Raw genomic sequence first — 15,730 nt, 5'->3', positions numbered from 1 at the left:
GGAAGGGGCTCCCTTGTTCGGGGCGGGCCGGGTGTCGGGCCCGGCGGTGGGTCGGCGGGGCCGCGGGATCAGGACGGTGGGGTGGAGGAGCCGAACCGCTGCCGGGACGGCGCCTGCAGCAGGGACAGCGCCAGGGCGGCGCCGCCGCGTGGCTGGGGCAGGCGGCGGGCCTGGTCCAGGGCGGCGGCCAGACCCTTGACGTCCACCACGCCGGGCACCGGGCCCGGGCGCATCGGCACCACCACGCTGCCCAGGTCGGGTCCCGCCCCGTCGCGGATCGGCGCCCGCCAGCCGGTCCCGTCGGCTTCCAGGCCGAACTGCACGCTCTGCGGCGGCTCCTCCAGCCAGACCAGGCGGGGGGCGCCGCGGAACAACGCCACCAGCACCGACGGCGACAGCCGCTCCAGCCGCAGCAGCTCCACCACCAGGTCGGGTCGGGTGCGGGCCAGCTCGTCCGGGTCCACACCCGGGCGTACGTCGGCCGGGTCGTCGTTGGCCCAGGCCCGCACCTCCATCCCGGGCCAGCCGCTGACCAGCGAGGAGCGCAGCAGGAACCCGGTGACCGGGACCTCCCCGGCCGCCGCGGTGAGCTCCCCGGTGGTCCGGGCCTCGGCGAGCAGGTCCGCGGCGACCGGGATCGACATGCGGGTGCGCTGCACCTCGCGTACCAGCGGCAGCTGCTCGGTGACCGCGGCGGTGACCCGCGGCAGCAGCGTCCGGGTGCCGGCGCGTTCCCGGCTGCCGTCGCCGCCGACCGCGAGCGCGCCCGCCCGCAGCCGCTCCAGCCAACCGGGGTCCAGCCGGAAGAACCGGATGGACTCCGGGGGCAGCAGCCGGGCGTCGGGCACCAGGTAGCGGAACGGCAGGTCGTGCAGCAGGCTCCAGCGGGCCAGCAGGTGCTCGACGTACGGCGGCAGCGGCGGCGTGTCCGTGGCCGCCGTCGCGGTCGCCCCGGCGACGGCGGCCACGGTACGCGCCGGGGACCGCTCGGCGACCAGGGCGCGCACCCGCGGTTCGGGCTGCCCGGCGGTATCGGCCAGCGGGCCGACCAGCGCCCCGAGCCGCTCGGCGAGCAGTCGCCCGCCGGTGGACAGGTGGGTGGTCACGAGGGTTCTCCTTCCGGGCGCAGCTGGCGCGGGATGACGCTGTCGCCACCCGGGTGCGCCTGCCACAGGTCGGCGCGGGTGGTCCGGGACAGCAGCCGCTGCGCGAACGTCGTGCCGAAGTCGGCGAGCGGGTCGACGCTGTCGGCGGCTGGCGGGGCAGCGCGCAGGTCCGCCGCTGCGGCGGCGGGACCGTCGGCGGGTACCGCCGCGGCGGCGCGGCGCAGGGCCGGGCCGGCGGCGGTGTAGGCGCGGGCGCTGTCCGCGCGGAGGTTCGCCGCGCTGCCGGCGCGGGCGGCGTCGTCGGCGGCGCGGTGCCAGCCCACCACCTCGCGGATGAACCGTCCGTCGGCGGCGGCGAGCAACCGGCCCAGCTCGAACGCGGCGCCGCCGGTCACGTCGTCCGGCCCGGCGGGCAGCGGGTCGGGGGCCGCGCCGAGCAGCGGCGAGCGGTAGCCCATGGTGGCCGGGGTGCCGTCGCGGCGGGTGCCGGCCAGCGCGAGCGCCCCGTCCGCGTCCACCAGCGGGGGCTGCCCGGCCGGCGGGGCGCCGAACGCGCCGAGGTCGAGGTGCGCGGCGACGTGCTCGAAGGTGCCGCCGGCGGAACTGGTCACGAACGGCCAGGACGCCAGGACGATCAACGTGGGTGTGCTGGTCAGGTTGGTCGCCCAGACGTCGTCGCGGGCCTCCAGCGAGACCAGGCAGGCCGTGTACCTGACGGGCGTGGCCCCGCCCAGCGGCAGCCGGTTGGCGGTGACCACGGCGAACCAGCCGTCGTCGTCGCTGCCGGCCAGCGCGGTGTCGGCGACGTTGACCTGGCGGACGTGGGTGAGCAGCCCGACATCGGCGCGGTTGGGCAGCAGCGCCCGGAAGGTGGCCAGGTCCTTGGCGCGCAACCCGACGACCGCCCGGTTGGGATCGACCGGTTCGATGCCGTCGAGCCGGTTGAACGCCGTCTCGCCGATGATCGTCCGCAGTGGGCCGGTCACCAGGCTCGCCTCCTCCGCCCGGACGACCAGCAGTGCCAGCCAGGGCGTGCCGTCGGTGAACCGCCGTTCCCACGGCAGGGTCCGCCGACCCAGTACGACGTGCGGCAACCGGTCGCCGAACGCGCCCACCGCGTCCCGGGGCGGGTGGTGCCCGGTGACCTCGCTGGTGTCGAGGGCTAGCCGGGGCGCGCCGACCTGGACGTGGGTGAGGTGCTCGGGCGGGGGGCCGGCCTCCGTTCCGCGGCCGGTCAGCTCCAGCTTGCTGGTGAACCGGTAGATGCCGGCGGTGAGCGACGGCGTCACCTTGTCGTGCAGCCGGATCGAACCCGGCGCCACGGGAGTCTCCGTCATCACGCCTCCGTTTCCTCGTCGTCGAAGGCGACGAACGCCGCCGCTGGTGCCGGGGTCGCCGGCTCGGAGAGCGCGGCCGCCGGGGCGACCGCGGTACGCGCCGCCGACCGGGCGGCGACGCCCGGCCGCCCGGGCACCCTCGCGGGTCTGGTGACCCGGGCCAGTTCCCGACGGGCGGCGGTCAGCCGGGTGTCGACGGCGTAGTCCGGGGTGCCGATCACCCCGGAGACCCGCCAGCCCTCCCCCGCGACGACCTGCACCGAGATCGTGTCGGCGCCCCGTTCCGCGTCGACGGTCAGCAGGATGCGGTGCGGCTGGTCGGCGTCGGGGGCGTCCTCCCGGCTGCTCACCCGCACCCCGCCCAGTTCGATGCGGACGTCGTCGAGGCGGGCGTCGGCGGACACCGGCTCCAGCGACACCACGACCGCGCGGGTCGTGCCGGGCAGGTTGGTGACCAGGCCGTCGACGGCGGCGGAGAGCAGCGCCGCGGGCACCGGAACGTGCTCGCCGGCCTGCTGGTAGCGGACCGGCGGACGCCACGGGTGCGGCAACAGCACGGTGGCGCCCGGCGCGACCAGCACGCCCTCGGTGACCGGGACCAGCGGCGTGTCGGCGGCCCAGCCGGCGGCCCCGCCGGCCGCCGGGGTGAGCACCGCGCGGGCGGCGTCGGCGGGCACCCGGGCACCGGGCCGGGCCGGGCCGTCACTGAGCGGCGCGCCGGTGCCGGTGAAGGTGACCAGTCGCAGCGGCGCCGGCCCCTCGTCGAGGCGCAGCCGCAGCCCGCCGGCGTGGGTGGTGTCCCAGACCTGGGTGCTGCCCACCGGCAGGGCCGTCCCGGCGTCCCGCCCGGCCGGGCCGGCGACCCGGCGGGTGGCCCGGGCGGCACCCCGGTGCTGGTCGGCCGAGACGGTCGCCCGCAGCCGCGGCCCGGTCGGCACCGCCCGGGTGCGCAGGGCCGCGGTGCCGGCGGGCTCGGCGGCGGTGGCGCCGGCGGTACGTCGCAGGCGCAGCACCGACGGTGCCGGCGCCACCGTGCCGGGGACCGACAGCGGCAGGTGCCGCTGCGTCTCCTCCTCGATCATCGTGGCCAGGGCCACGTCCGGCAGCACGCCGGTCGCCTCGGAGACGGTGATCGGCGCGGCGAGGTCCACCGAGGACAGCGCGCGGACCATGGTGGACGTCGAGCCGCCGTTGGCCGCACCGGCGAGGGCGGCGTCCCACAGCGCAGCCGGGAAGCCGGTGCCGGCCGTGGCCAGCCGCAGCTGCTGGATCTGCGCGGTGGGCACCGCGACCCAGGTGCTGCCGCTGCGCTGTTCGACCGTGACGACCATGATCGCGCGGGTCCTGGCCATGTTCGAGCCGGCCGGGACCACGTCGACCTCCCGCCCGCCGGTGAGGTCGTCGGCGCGGCCACTGCCGGTCAGCCGCCAGCCGTACAGCGGCATCAGCGACTCGACCCGGACCGCGAATTCCGGCGCCACCGTCCACGGCCGCTCCGCCGTGCCGTCCGGACGGCTGCCCACCACCGGTGGCAGCGTGCCCGCGGTGACCGTGCCGCTGGTCGCCGGCCGCGCCGGGTCGCCGCCGCCGAGGTACTTGACCCGGACCTCCTTCCAGCTGAGGTACGGCTGCGGCTGCGCCTTGCCGAACCGGACGGTGACCGAGGCGATGGCCAGGTCGACGGTGACCGTGCCGTGCAGCGGCGGGCCCTGGATGCGCACCCTGGCGCCGAGGGAGACGCTGACGTTGATCCGCGCGCAGGCGAAGAAGCACACCTTGATGGTGAAGCGGGCGCCGACGCTGACGCTGGCGGTGATGTCGTACGTCAGCGGGTCCCACCGCAGGTACACGTCGAGGGCGGCGATGAACCAGACCCGCACCGGTGAGCGGTCGTACGAGGCCTCCAGGCGGCCGCCGAGCATCACCGTCGACGGGGTGAGGGTGAAGTAGGCCTGGCCCTTTACCACCACACCGCCGCCGACCGACCAGTGGAACCCCACCCGGGGCACGTCCGGGTAGTGCGCGGGCTTGTTGAACCGGGGGTGGTAGCCGCCGATGGAGAGCAGCACCTCCGGCCGGTCGAACCACACCACGAAGGCGAACCCGCCGGTGACCTGGCAGTCGCGGCTGAGCAGCCACGAGTTGCGGGTCAGCGCCGCCCGGACGGAGAGCACCTTGTCCACCGTGCTGTACCGGGCGGCCAGCGCGAGTTCGAGGTTCACCAGCGCCGACTGCGAGTCGGGCAGCGCCATCCGCATCAGGCCGAGCAGGCCGACCTCGAGTCCCCGGTCGGCGGAGACGTAGGCCAGCGCCGTGGTGTGCAGCAGCTGGAAGGTGGAGAACTTCACCCCGGCGGCGAGCCAGAACGCGCCCCGCGCCGGCGGGATGTCCTTCGACATCCGGGCCAGCGCCCCCATCGGTCCGCCGGAGCCGCCGAACCCGCCGTCGTCGATCGCCTTCACCAGCGGGAACGCCGGCACGCCCTGCGGGTCGCGGGGCACCATCAGCCGGCGGTTGTACCCGGCGCCGCCGGCCAGGCCGAGGACGTACAGGTACGGCGGGCCGCCGAGCGGGAACCCGGCGGAGAGGAACACGAAGAGCGAGGTGTACTCGCCGAGGTCGTCGCGGGGCCGGGCGTACGAGCCGACGGCGGTCAGGCCGCGGCCGGCCAGGTCGACCGAGAGCATGCCGTCGTACTGGACGCCGTTGGCGCCGGTGACCTTGACGAGCCCGCCCGCGACCGACACCCCCGGCGAACTGAACGACACCGACAGGCCGGCCAGGTCGACCTCCCAGGCGCGGAGGTCGGCCGGGTTGCGCAGCGGCACCAGCAGCGACAGGTCGTCGACGTCGACGGTGAGCCCGGCGACGGCCACGCCGCCGTCGACGGCCACCCCGACCTTGCCCGGTCCGGACGTGGCCGCCCGGTACAGCAACGCCAGCTCGGCGATGTGCAGCGGACCGAAGCTCCGGTTGATCTCGAACCGGGCCTCGGCCTTCCCGCCGAAGAGCACCAGCCACCTGCCGCCGCCCCGGGCGACCAGCACGTCCAGTGGCGGGTTGGCCGGGGCCGCGTCGCCGCCCCCGCCGGTCTGCAGCAGCGACGCCGCGACCGGGTTGGCGCCGCCCCCGCCGGGGGCCATCGGGAAGCCCAGCCCGTCGAGCATGACCGCGCCGTCCACCACGGTCGGTCGCTTCAGCGCCACCGTGCCGGTCAGCGCCAGGTCGGCGCGGACGTGGGCGCTGGCCGCGCCGAGGCGGAACCCGCCGGTCTCGACCAGCGCCTTGCCGGACGCGGACGAGGCGACCCGGATGCCCAGCCCGCCGAGCCGCAGCACCGGACGCAGCTGCGGCGCGGCCGGGTCGGTGAGGTCCAGCAGCAGCAGGCCGACCCCCCGACCGGCCGGGCCCCAGCCGGGATCGACGGTGTCCGGGAGGCCGAAGCGCAGCTGCACCGCGGTGTCGCCGGCGGGCAGCGTCAGCGCGCCCTTCAGCACGATGCCGTAGCGGGCGCCGTCGGCGGCCACCGAGAGGGCCAGCCCGCCCGGCACCGGCACGTCGACCCCGGCGACCGCGTCGAGCGCCCCGCGCAGCACGCCGAGCGGGGTGGGCAGGACGGCCGCCATCCGCATCCCGTCCGGGGTGTCGACGGCCACCTCCGCGCCGGCGAGGATCTGCGCCGCGGTACGCCCGCCGGACCACAGCGGCCTGCGCAGCCACGGCTCGGCCGCGCGCAGCGCCAGGGTGCCGGCCATCGGCACCACCAGCCGCTGGGCGAGCTGCGCCAGCTCCGCCGGCCCGGGCAGTTGCACCACCGGCGCGAGCTGGACGCCCAGTTCCCCGGTGCCGGCGTCGTCGCTGCCCAGCAGGCCGAGCCGCACGGCCAGCCCGGCGGCGGTGGCCTGTGCGGACAGCCGGGCCCGCAGGGTCACCCCGAGGCCGGTGTCGACGTACGCGCGGGCGGCCAGCTGGGCGGTCACGTTCGGGTGGGCGTAGCCGACCACCACGTCGGCGGTGACCGCGCCGGCGGTGACGTCCCGTACCGACAGCCGCAGCGCCGGCGGTGACGCGGCCAGGTCGGTGCGCAGCTCGACGGTGCCGCCGAGGACGCCGACCTGCACCACCACCTCCCCCGGCGTGGCCGGCTGCGGCACCTGGGCCGTACCCAGCACGCGGCGCAGCAGCGCGACGACCGCGGGCGCGGCGACCCGGCCGGCGTCGGCGAGGGTCCCGGCGGCCAGGTCCTGCACCAGGTCGGCGAGCGCGCCGGTGCGGGCGGCGAAGCCGTGCGGCGCGGCGGCCGGGTCGTAGACGCCGAGTGCCGCGGCGACGGTGAGCGCGTCGTCGAGCACGGCGGGACGCGGGGTACGCGCGCCGACGCCCTCGACCAGCCGGTCGAGGACCTCCGGCAGCAGCCGCGCCCCGGCGGCCTCCACCAGGGCGTCCAGGCCGCTCACCGCCGGCAGCAGGGTGACCGTGGCGCCCAGCGCGGCCGGGGTGACGGCCACGGACAGGCCGCCGGCGTCGGCGCGCAGCCGCAGGTCGAGCGCGCCCCAGTCGCCGGGCAGCGGCAGGTGCAGGGTCAGCTCACCGCCCGGCTGGACCTGCCGGGCGGCGTCGACGTCCAGCCGCAGCGCGAGGTCCAGGGTGGCCGGACCGGCGTCGTCCTCCCAGAGCACGATCGGGGCGTCGGTGCCGACCAGCAACCGCAGCGCCCGGGCCTCGGCGGTGCCCACGTCCAGCAGGTCGACGGCGACGCCGCCGGGCAGGGTGAGGGCGTGCGCCGGATCGGCGGCCAGGCCCAGCGGTGCCGCGGCCAGCCGCAGCAGGTCGGCCAGCGGCGCGGCCTGCGGCGGCGCGCCGGGCGCGCCGGCGAAGGTGCGTCGCAGCCAGCCGGCCGGGTCGGTCAGCAACCCGTCGAGGGAAGCCACCCGGACGTCCTCGCCGGTCAGCTGTTCGAGCAGGACGCCGAGCGCGCCGCCGACGAGCAGCCGGGGCAGCAGCGGGGCGAGCCGGGCGGCCAGATCCGGGGCGGCCGGCCACAGCCCGACCGGCTCGGGCAGCCACGACGCGGCCAGCGACACCCCGCCGGCGGTCCGGGTGAGGGTGACGCCGCCGACCGCGAGTGCCGCCCGCACCTGCGGCGTGGGGTCGGCCAGCCGGACGGTGGTGGCGCCGGTCAGCGTCGCCCCGTGGCCGAGCCGCAGGCCGGCGCCGGTGGTGCGGGCGGTCAGGCGCCACGGCTGGGCCTCCAGTACCAGTTCCACCGGCAGCCCGGTGAGGGGACGTCGCCAGGGGCCGCCGCCGGCGGCGGCGCCGGGGTCGCGGACCAGTCCGAGCAGCCCGGCGGTCCGGTCGACCAGCGCCGGCAGCCGCGGCGCCAGCCACCCGGTGGCGTCGGTACGCAGCGCGCCGACCGCGTCGGCGAGCAGCCCGGCCGGCCGGCCGGGCGCGGCGCGGTGCAGGACGCCGAGGGCGGCGAGTTCGTTCAGCAGCCGGGCCAGCCGGCCGTCGGCGGCGGCGACCCGGTCGAGTTCCCGCACCAGGGCGTCGAGCAGTTCCGGCGCCCGCGGGTCGGTCAGGTCGGCGGCGGTGGCCGACTCGCCGCGCAGGGCGGCGTCGTGCAGCACCACGTCCACCTCGGTGACCGGGGCGGCGACGCCGGCCCGCACCGTGGCGCGGACGGTGAGGGCGCGCACCCGGGCGGGCAGCGGACGGCCCGTGCCGGGCCCACCGAGCAGCCACCCGTCGGGACGGGCGACCCGGATGCGGACCTGCGCGGACGGGAGCTCGTCCGGCGCCGCCGGGTCCAGCGCCACCGCGCCGAGTCCGAGGCGTACGTCGACGTCGACCTCGGGATCCCCGGCCGCGGGGCTGCCCAGGTCGAGCGCGAGCCGGAGCGCGGCGACCGCGTGGCTGGGCGGTGCGACCGGCCCGGCCTCCTCGACGGTGTGGGTGGTCAGCGCGGCGAGCAGCACCGCCCGCAGATCACCGCTGCCGTCGGCGTCGCCGAGGCTGCCGTACAACGCGAGCGCCGGTACCCCCGCCAGGTCCACCGGTGTGCCGAGCCAACGGGTGAACGCGGCGGCGGGCAGTGGGCCGGGACGGGCCTGCACGCCGGGCTCCGCGGCGGCGTACCCGTCGAGCAGCCGGCGCTGCAGGCTCAGCGCGGCGTCCAGCAGCGGCGCGGCCGGCAGACCGGCGGGCGCCAGTACGGCGGCCAGCCGCACCCCGTCGGCCACCGCGGGCGCGTCCAGCGGCAGCAGCGTGCCGTCGAACGCGGTGCCCACGGTGACCAGGCCGAGCACCTGCGCGGGGACGGTCGCGGCGAGCTGCCGGGCGACCAGACCGAGGTACGAGTGCCCGACGAGCACCGTCCGCACCCCGGGTCGGACCGCCCGCACCGCGTCCTGCACGTGCCGCAGCGCGCCGAGCGCGGTGGCGGCGGGAAGGGTGCCGTCGTCCGCGAGGTCCACCACGTACCAGTGGGCCGCCGGCAGCGTGCCGAGGTCGACCAGGTGCGGCGGGGTCCCCGGCACCCGCAGGTCCACGGTGGCGACCTGGTCGGGGGCGACGTCGCCGAGCAGGTCGGCCCACGGCCGCGACCCGGCCAGCGGCGGCGCGAGCAGCAGCACCGCCCAGTCGTCACCGGCGGCCGCGGTGCGGGCGGCGATCTCGTCGCGGATCTGGGTGACGGCCGCGGGCGCGCCGGTGAGGGTGTCGTGCGTGGCCGCGATCGGGGTGCCGGCGCGCCAGCCGGGTTCCGGCGGCGGCGCGGCGCCGGCGGGCACCAGCCCGTCGCCCTCGGCGAGCACACCGGCCAGCGCGCCGAGCGCCGCCGCGGCGTGGGCGGCGTCGATGCCGTCGAGCACGTCGCCGAGTTCCGGCCGGTACGCCCCGGCGACCTCGGCCACCGCGAGCACGTCGGCGCCGGTGACCGGGATCGCCTCGGTCGCCGCCGGATCGTCGGAGTCGGCTCCGGCGTCGGCGAACCGGTCGGCCAGCGGGGCGATCGCCCACTGCGCGGGCGGGCCCTGCGGTTCCAGCCAGGCGAGCACCTCGACCGCGTCCTCGCCGGCGTGGTGGATCGGCACCCGCCAGGGTGCCGTCGCGGTGCCGCCGCCGGCGACCGGCAGGTCGACCTGCGGCAGGTCCTGCCCGGGCAGGGCGGGCAGCCGGTCGGTCAGCGCGGCCTGCAGCAGGCGCAGCAGCGCGACCAGGTACGGCGTCCCGTCGTCGGTGCGGGCCTCCTCGTCGCGGGCCAGGTCGGCCAGCCACCGGCGCGCCGCGGCGGCGGGGTCGGCCAGCAGCGACGACAGGTCGGCGGGATCGGGCGGCAGCAGCGGCGGCAGGCCGGCCAGCGGGCCGGTGCTGCCCGGTCCGGCGATGCCGACCAGCGCCAGCAGGTCGCGGGCGGTCGGGCCGGCCCAGGACTCGGCGACCCGGGCGAGCAGGCCGCGGGCGGCCCCCCACAGCGCGGTGGGGTCCAGGCCGAGGCCGAGATCGGGCAGCGCCGGGTCGATCGGGCCGGCCGGCGGCAGGGTGAGGTCGCCCAGCACGTGGGCCACCCCGTCGACGGTGACCGCGAGGTCGTCGACGGCCGCGGCGACGTGCACCGGCGACCCGAGCGACCAGGTGACGTGGACCCGGATCCCGTCGGTGGAGACCCGCACCGGCGCGCCGACGGCCAGGGCCGGCGGCTCGAAGGCGGCGGTCGCGGTGACCCCGCCGAGCCAGGCCGGACCGGTCGCCCCGTCGAGCGGGATGCTGGCCAGCGCGGCGCGGACGTCGACCCGCCACGGCAGGGTCGCGTCGAGGTGGGCGCCGCCGCGCAGGGCGAGGCCGAGCTCGACGACCGGCGCGGCGGCGGTGCCCGAGTCCCACAGGACCAGGTCCAGGGCAACGGGTGCGCCGGCCGGGGCCGCGAGCGCGTCCACCGGGACCCGCCACGGGTCGGCCGGGGTGCCGGCGCCGGTCACCACCGCACCGGCGGTGCCCGCGAGCCGGGCCACCTCGCGCAGCACGCCGGGCCAGCCGTCGGGTTCCTGGCGCAACTGCCGGTAGTAGGCCGCCAGCGCGCGGGTCGGCGCGGTGGTCAGCAGCCCGAGGTCGACGCCGGGGGTGGTGCCCAGCCCGAGCAGGTGCCGCAGCGCGGCGACCGGGCCGGCGGCCGGGCCGAGCCCCGCCTCGATCGCCTCCTCGAGCAGCGACTGCGCGGCCGAGGTCAGCGACCGGGCGTCGGTCAGGTCGACCCGGTCCAGGTGGTGCGGATCGTCGCCGATGGCGACGGTGACGTCGCGCAGTTCCAGCACCGGCGTGATCGCGCCGCTGGCCGCGAGGTAGCGCAGCCCGGCACGCAGCCCGCCGACCTGCACGGGGCCGGCCGGCTCGCCGGCGGCCGGGTAGAGCCGTCCGCCGTTGGCGGGTGCGGCGACCAGCACGTCGAGGCGTTCGAAGAGGGTGACCGGCGCCGACCCGCTCAGCGGCACCACCAGCAGCACGGCGTCGCCGCGGACGGCCGCGTCGAGCGCGGCGCCGCCGCCGTGGTAGGTGACCCGGGCGCCGACCACCAGGGCGTTCGCACCGGTGGCCGGGTCGGTGCGGACGGCCACGGTGAGGTCGACCGACGGCGGGCCGGCGACCACCGGGATGAGCAGCGGGTCGGCGTCGGTGGGCAGGTCGGTGCGCTTGGACGGGTCGGCGCCGAGCAGGCCGGCGACCGAGTCCAGCCAGCCGACCAGGCCGGGCGCGCCGTCGGGGGTGCGGGCGGTGACCAGCGCGGCCAGCCAGGACCGGAACGCGGCGGGGTCGGCGGCCAGGTCGCCCAGCGGCAGCGGCACCAGCCCGGGGGTCAGCCCCAGCAGGCCGGGCAGGTTCGCCGCGACCAGGTGCACCGGGCCGGGCACGCCGTCACCCACCTCGGCCAGCACGTACCGCAGCAGTGCGGTGACCAGCAGGGCGAGCTGGGAGCTGTCGGCGGCCGGGTCCAGCACCAGCGGCTCGGTGGTGCCGGGCAGGCCCCGGACGGTGACGGTGACCCGGCTCAGCCCCTCGTCGGGCGGGGCGACCAGCAGGACGGCGGCCTCCACGCTGGCCCCGGTGTCGCCGAGCGGCGCCCGGGCCCGCAGCCGGATCGGGTGGTTCCGGCTGGCCGCGACCGGGGTGACCGCGCCGCCGGCGGCCACCAGCAGGTCCAGCCGCGCGGTGACGGCGGGGCCGCCGGCGACCGGCCCGGCCTCGGCCGCGACCGCCAGGGTCAGCGGGGCGGACGCGGCCACCCCGGTGCGTTCGACGACCAGGTAGACCTGCCCCTTGCCGCCCTCCTCCAACAGCGGCACGTGCCGGGCGATCCGGCCGAGCTGGCCGGCCGGGTCGGTCGGGAAGCGCGGCGGGGCCGCGGGCAGCAGGCCCTCGATGGCGCGTACCAGCGCGGCGCGCTGCACGTCGTTGGCGACCAGCCTGCCGACCCGGGTCCACGGGTCGGCGAAGAACTCCTCGACCAGCCGGACGCCGCCGCCGGACGGCGCCAGCAGGCCCAGTGCGATGCCGAGGTCCTCGACCTCGGCGGGAATGCCGTCAACGTTGATCATGGGCCCACCCACCCCGCGAAGCTGCCGGGTTCGGGATCGAGCCCGGTCCATCCATTGGTGTCGTCGAACCGGTCATGCAGACCCGTGATCCGCATGTCCCGGTCGGCCTTGCCGACGAGGTTCCGCTCGGCGAGGTAATTGATCTGGAAGAGGCGTAGCCACGGCGCGCGCAGCGGACCCGAGGCGCCCTCGTCGAACGGCCGGAACTCGGTGCGCGCCGGCTCGGCCATCCTGGCGATGGCCCGCTCGGTGCGGTTGATCGCCCGGTCGATCGCCTCGGTCACCCAGAACGGCGCGTTGATGTGCTGGTCGATGACGAGCGCCGCGGCGTACTCGGAGGTGACGAAGTCCCGGATCCGGTACTGCCGGCCGCGGACGAGCAGCTTCGCCTTGCCCAGCGGCTGGCGGGCCAGCCGCTCGAACCGCCAGACCGCGGTCCACACCTGCACCACGTTGTAGGGCACGGAGCAGAGCGAGGCCAGCCGGATCCGGCCGCACCACTCCGGGGCGACGGTGTAGGCCTTGCCCTTCGCGCTCACCCCGAAGAACGTGTGCCGCGGCAGGACCTGGGTGACGCTGTCCGGCGGCTCGGCCAGCCGCTGGCGGCCGCCGCCGGACGGCACCCGGAAGAGCGTGGCGTACCGCAGGGCGTACTCCTTGCCCTCCCGGGCCGTGCCGGCGGCGTCGAAGGCCTCCGGGTTGGCGGCGCGGACCTGCGCCGGGTCCGCGACCTCGACCGCGGCCTCCTTGCCGCCGGCCCGCCACCACGGCTCGGTGTCCAGCCCGTACATGCCGAAGAAGAGGTCGTAGTGGTCCGGCGCGACCCGCTTGAACCGGGCGAGCAGGACCGGCAGTTCCTCGTTCAGGTGCGCCGACCACTGCTGGATACCGGTGGAGAGCGTGCCCTTGTCCGCGCCGCGGGCGGCGTCGAGCCGCCCCTCGTTCGGTGCGATCAGCTCGGTGACCCGCAGCCGGGCCCGTTCCTCGGCGGTGGTGAACCCGATCGCCGCGGCGTTGTCCTGGATGAACCGCGCCGGGTCCAGCCGACCGGCGTAGGCGGGACCGGTCCAGCTGGTGCCGTTCTTCTGGGTGTAGCTGTCGGTGACGCCGAGGCAGAGGTCCCGGCCGAGGACCATGCTGTGCCGCCCGCCGGGGTTCTCGGTGGGCTCCTTCCAGGGCGACCGCAGGCCCGGTGGCGCCGGCTTCTTCCCCTTCACCGCCGGCGCCGGCGGGACCGGGGGCAGCTCCTCGGGGACCACCGTCGGGCCGACCACATCCGGCGGCTGCCAGTCACCGGAGCCGGTGCGGGTCAGGCCGAGCGCCGGCCCGAGGGCGTCCCGGGCGTCCCGGGCGTCGCCGTCGTCGGCGGGGCCGACGAGCGCCCACAGTCGACGCAGCAGCGCGTGCCCGGCGGTCACGCCGGCCAGGGTCACCAGCTCCCAACCGGCCAGCCGGCGGACGAGGGCGGCGGCCAGTTCCACGGCGTCGTCCGGATCGTCGGCCCGCACCTGGCGCAGGATCTCCACGATCCGGAACACCGCCTCGAACGGGTTGCCGACCAGGTCCCGCTCGACGTCGTCGGCCACCTCGTCGAGATCCCGGCCGGCCAGCCCGGCGGTCACCGTTCGGGTCAGCGCGGCCGGGTCGGGCAGCGGCAGGTGCTGGGCGGGCTCGTCCAGCAGGACGCCCACCCCGGTCGGGAGGCCGTCGGCCCAGCCGGCGACGGTGTCCCAGTCGGTCACCCACTGCGCGCCACCGGCCGCGATCTCCACCGGCACCGGCAGCCACAGGCCGGTACGCCAGGCGGCCGGCCCGCCGAGCGCGGCCAGGTAGTCCCGGTTCCACGCCCACAGCGCCCGGGCCACCCGCATCTCGTCGTACGGCGTGGCGGCCGGCGCGCCGGCCGGCTTGACGGTCTTGAGCAGCCAGTACGCGATCCCGCGCAGCGTCGCGCCCGGCCCCAGGAAGAGCGAGAGCGTCGGTCGCTGCGTCGGGGCGCGTCGGCCGCCGACGGTGTTCTGCAGGGTGCCGGCCACGGTGGTCGGCGTGCCGGCGGCCGAACCCGCGGGCACCCGCAACAGCACGTTGTAGGTCATGGGTGGCGTGGCACCCGGATGCTCGGCCACCAGGCCGGCGGCGGCCACCGCCTCCGCGACCGCGGTCACGACTCGTCCACCCGGCGGCCAGCCCGCCGTACACGCGAATCCATTGTCCCCCCTCGGTTCCCGCCCTCACCGACAGGTTCGGCGCGGGAGTTGCCGGGAGGCTACGGATGGTCGACCGCGAAACTCTGTCGCCCTTCGGACGCTACGGTCCGTGCCGGCGGGGGAACGAACCGAAACGACAGCCGCCCTCCACCGTTGAGCCGCTCCGGCCGGCCTACTGGTTGGCCCGGTCAACCAGTCACGGTGGACAACAGTTGACTGTGCACTCAGTCGAACGCCGGCTCGCGTCGGTGGAAGGCCTGCCCACGGTGGACACCTTCGACCGGGCCCGGACGTCGATCAGCGACCGGCCAGCGCCGGTCGGGCAGTCGTGCTGCGGAAAGGCGACTCATCCCTTGCCGGTGTGCCGCCGTGATCCCGAAGGTTTGCCCCACGACGCCAGTCACCCGACGGCGATCCCCCGTGCCCGCGGCCACGCCCACGGGACGCCGCGGGCGGGCCGGCGACGATCGGAAGGGGGACCACTGATGGACACCGCCAGCATCGACACCGAGTACCTGGTGGCCACGTTCGAGGAGGACGACGACCCGGAGGCCCTGATCGGCGACGCCGTCGACGTCGATCTCCTGGCCGCGCTGGAAGAGGAGGAGTGAGGATGGGCACCCACCTGGCCCCGACGCTCCGCGTCCTGCGGGAGGAGATCAACACCCGCTGGCCGCACCGCGACAAGGGCTCCGACGGGTGGATCGGCGACGCGGCCCACCAGGCCCGCCGGTCCGACCACAACCCGGACAGCGACGACCGCTCGGTCAACGCGGCCGACTTCGACATCGACGGGATCGACCCGCTGCTGGTCGTCCGGCAGTGCATCGAACACCCGTCAACCCAGTACGTCATCTTCAACCGGACGATCTGGAGCCGCACCCGCGACTTCCGGGCCGCCCGCTACACCGGGTCGAACCCGCACACCAAGCACCTGCACGTCAGCGTCAGCCACTCCCGCGCCCTTGAGGACAGCCTCCGGCCGTGGGGCGTGGCCACCGCCCGTGCCGCCAAGCTCGGTGACCGGGTCCTGAAGACCGGCTGCAAGGGCAGCGACGTGCGGGAGCTGCAGACGCTGGCCAACCGGCTGGGCGCCGGACTCACCGTCGACGGAGCGTTCGGTCCCCGGACCACCGCCTGGGTCCGGTCCTTCCAGAAGTCCCGCAAACTGGCCGTCGACGCGCTGGTCGGGCCGAAGACCCTCGCCGCGCTGCGCGCCGCCACCAAACCGCCGGCCCCCAGGCCGGGACCCGGCCGGACGCCCGGATCCCGCACCGTCCGCGCCGGCAGCACCGGCGAGGACGTCGCGTACGTCAAGCGGTTCATCGGCACCCGCCGCTGCGGCCCGCCCGGCGACCGGTTCGACGCGACGACCGAATCGGGGGTCCGCTGGTACCAGCGGATGCGGGGGCTGACCGACGACGGCGTCGTCGGCCGGCTCACCTGGGCCGAGATGGGCGTCCGGGTCACCTACTGAACCAGGCGGGCGG

General features: G+C 77.2%; 6 protein-coding genes. 2 read left to right on the top strand and 4 right to left on the bottom strand.

Annotated elements, in window-relative coordinates:
* Positions 1 to 68: 68 nt before the first annotated feature.
* Genes AC1WTP_RS14145 through AC1WTP_RS14130 form a run of 4 tightly spaced genes read right to left on the bottom strand, consistent with a single transcriptional unit; the run spans position 69 to position 14,198 of the window.
* Positions 69 to 1,106, bottom strand: coding sequence for a hypothetical protein (locus AC1WTP_RS14145; RefSeq protein WP_481649701.1), 1,038 nt, complete (start codon positions 1,104 to 1,106; stop codon positions 69 to 71).
* Positions 1,103 to 2,443 (bottom strand): hypothetical protein, encoded by a 1,341-nt coding sequence (locus AC1WTP_RS14140; protein ID WP_481649700.1) that lies wholly within the window; start codon positions 2,441 to 2,443, stop codon positions 1,103 to 1,105. Before AC1WTP_RS14140 ends, AC1WTP_RS14145 begins: the two co-directional genes overlap by 4 nt.
* A complete protein-coding gene (locus AC1WTP_RS14135; protein ID WP_481649699.1) occupies positions 2,443 to 12,033 on the bottom strand; it encodes a DUF6603 domain-containing protein in 9,591 nt (3,196 codons plus the stop codon). The genes AC1WTP_RS14140 and AC1WTP_RS14135 overlap by 1 nt, the downstream gene beginning before the upstream one ends.
* Positions 12,030 to 14,198 carry a hypothetical protein gene (locus AC1WTP_RS14130; protein ID WP_481649698.1) on the bottom strand — a complete coding sequence of 723 codons (2,169 nt, stop codon included), beginning with the start codon at positions 14,196 to 14,198 and terminating at the stop codon, positions 12,030 to 12,032. The genes AC1WTP_RS14135 and AC1WTP_RS14130 overlap by 4 nt, the downstream gene beginning before the upstream one ends.
* Before the next feature lie 527 nt (positions 14,199 to 14,725).
* On the opposite strand from AC1WTP_RS14130, the gene AC1WTP_RS14125 reads away from it, so the two are divergent.
* Together AC1WTP_RS14125 and AC1WTP_RS14120 are read left to right on the top strand one after the other, a co-directional pair.
* On the top strand, positions 14,726 to 14,851 hold the full coding sequence (locus AC1WTP_RS14125) for a hypothetical protein (protein WP_447137144.1): 126 nt from the start codon (positions 14,726 to 14,728) through the stop codon (positions 14,849 to 14,851).
* A 2-nt stretch (positions 14,852 to 14,853) separates the two neighbouring features.
* Positions 14,854 to 15,717, top strand: a complete 864-nt coding sequence (locus AC1WTP_RS14120) for a peptidoglycan-binding domain-containing protein (RefSeq protein WP_481649697.1) — start codon at positions 14,854 to 14,856, stop codon at positions 15,715 to 15,717.
* Positions 15,718 to 15,730 lie beyond the last annotated feature (13 nt).

The sequence above is a fragment of the Micromonospora sp. R311 genome (genome assembly GCF_056780015.1).
The sequence above is the reverse complement of the archived record's forward strand: the minus strand, read 5'-3'. Positions and strand labels throughout refer to the sequence as shown.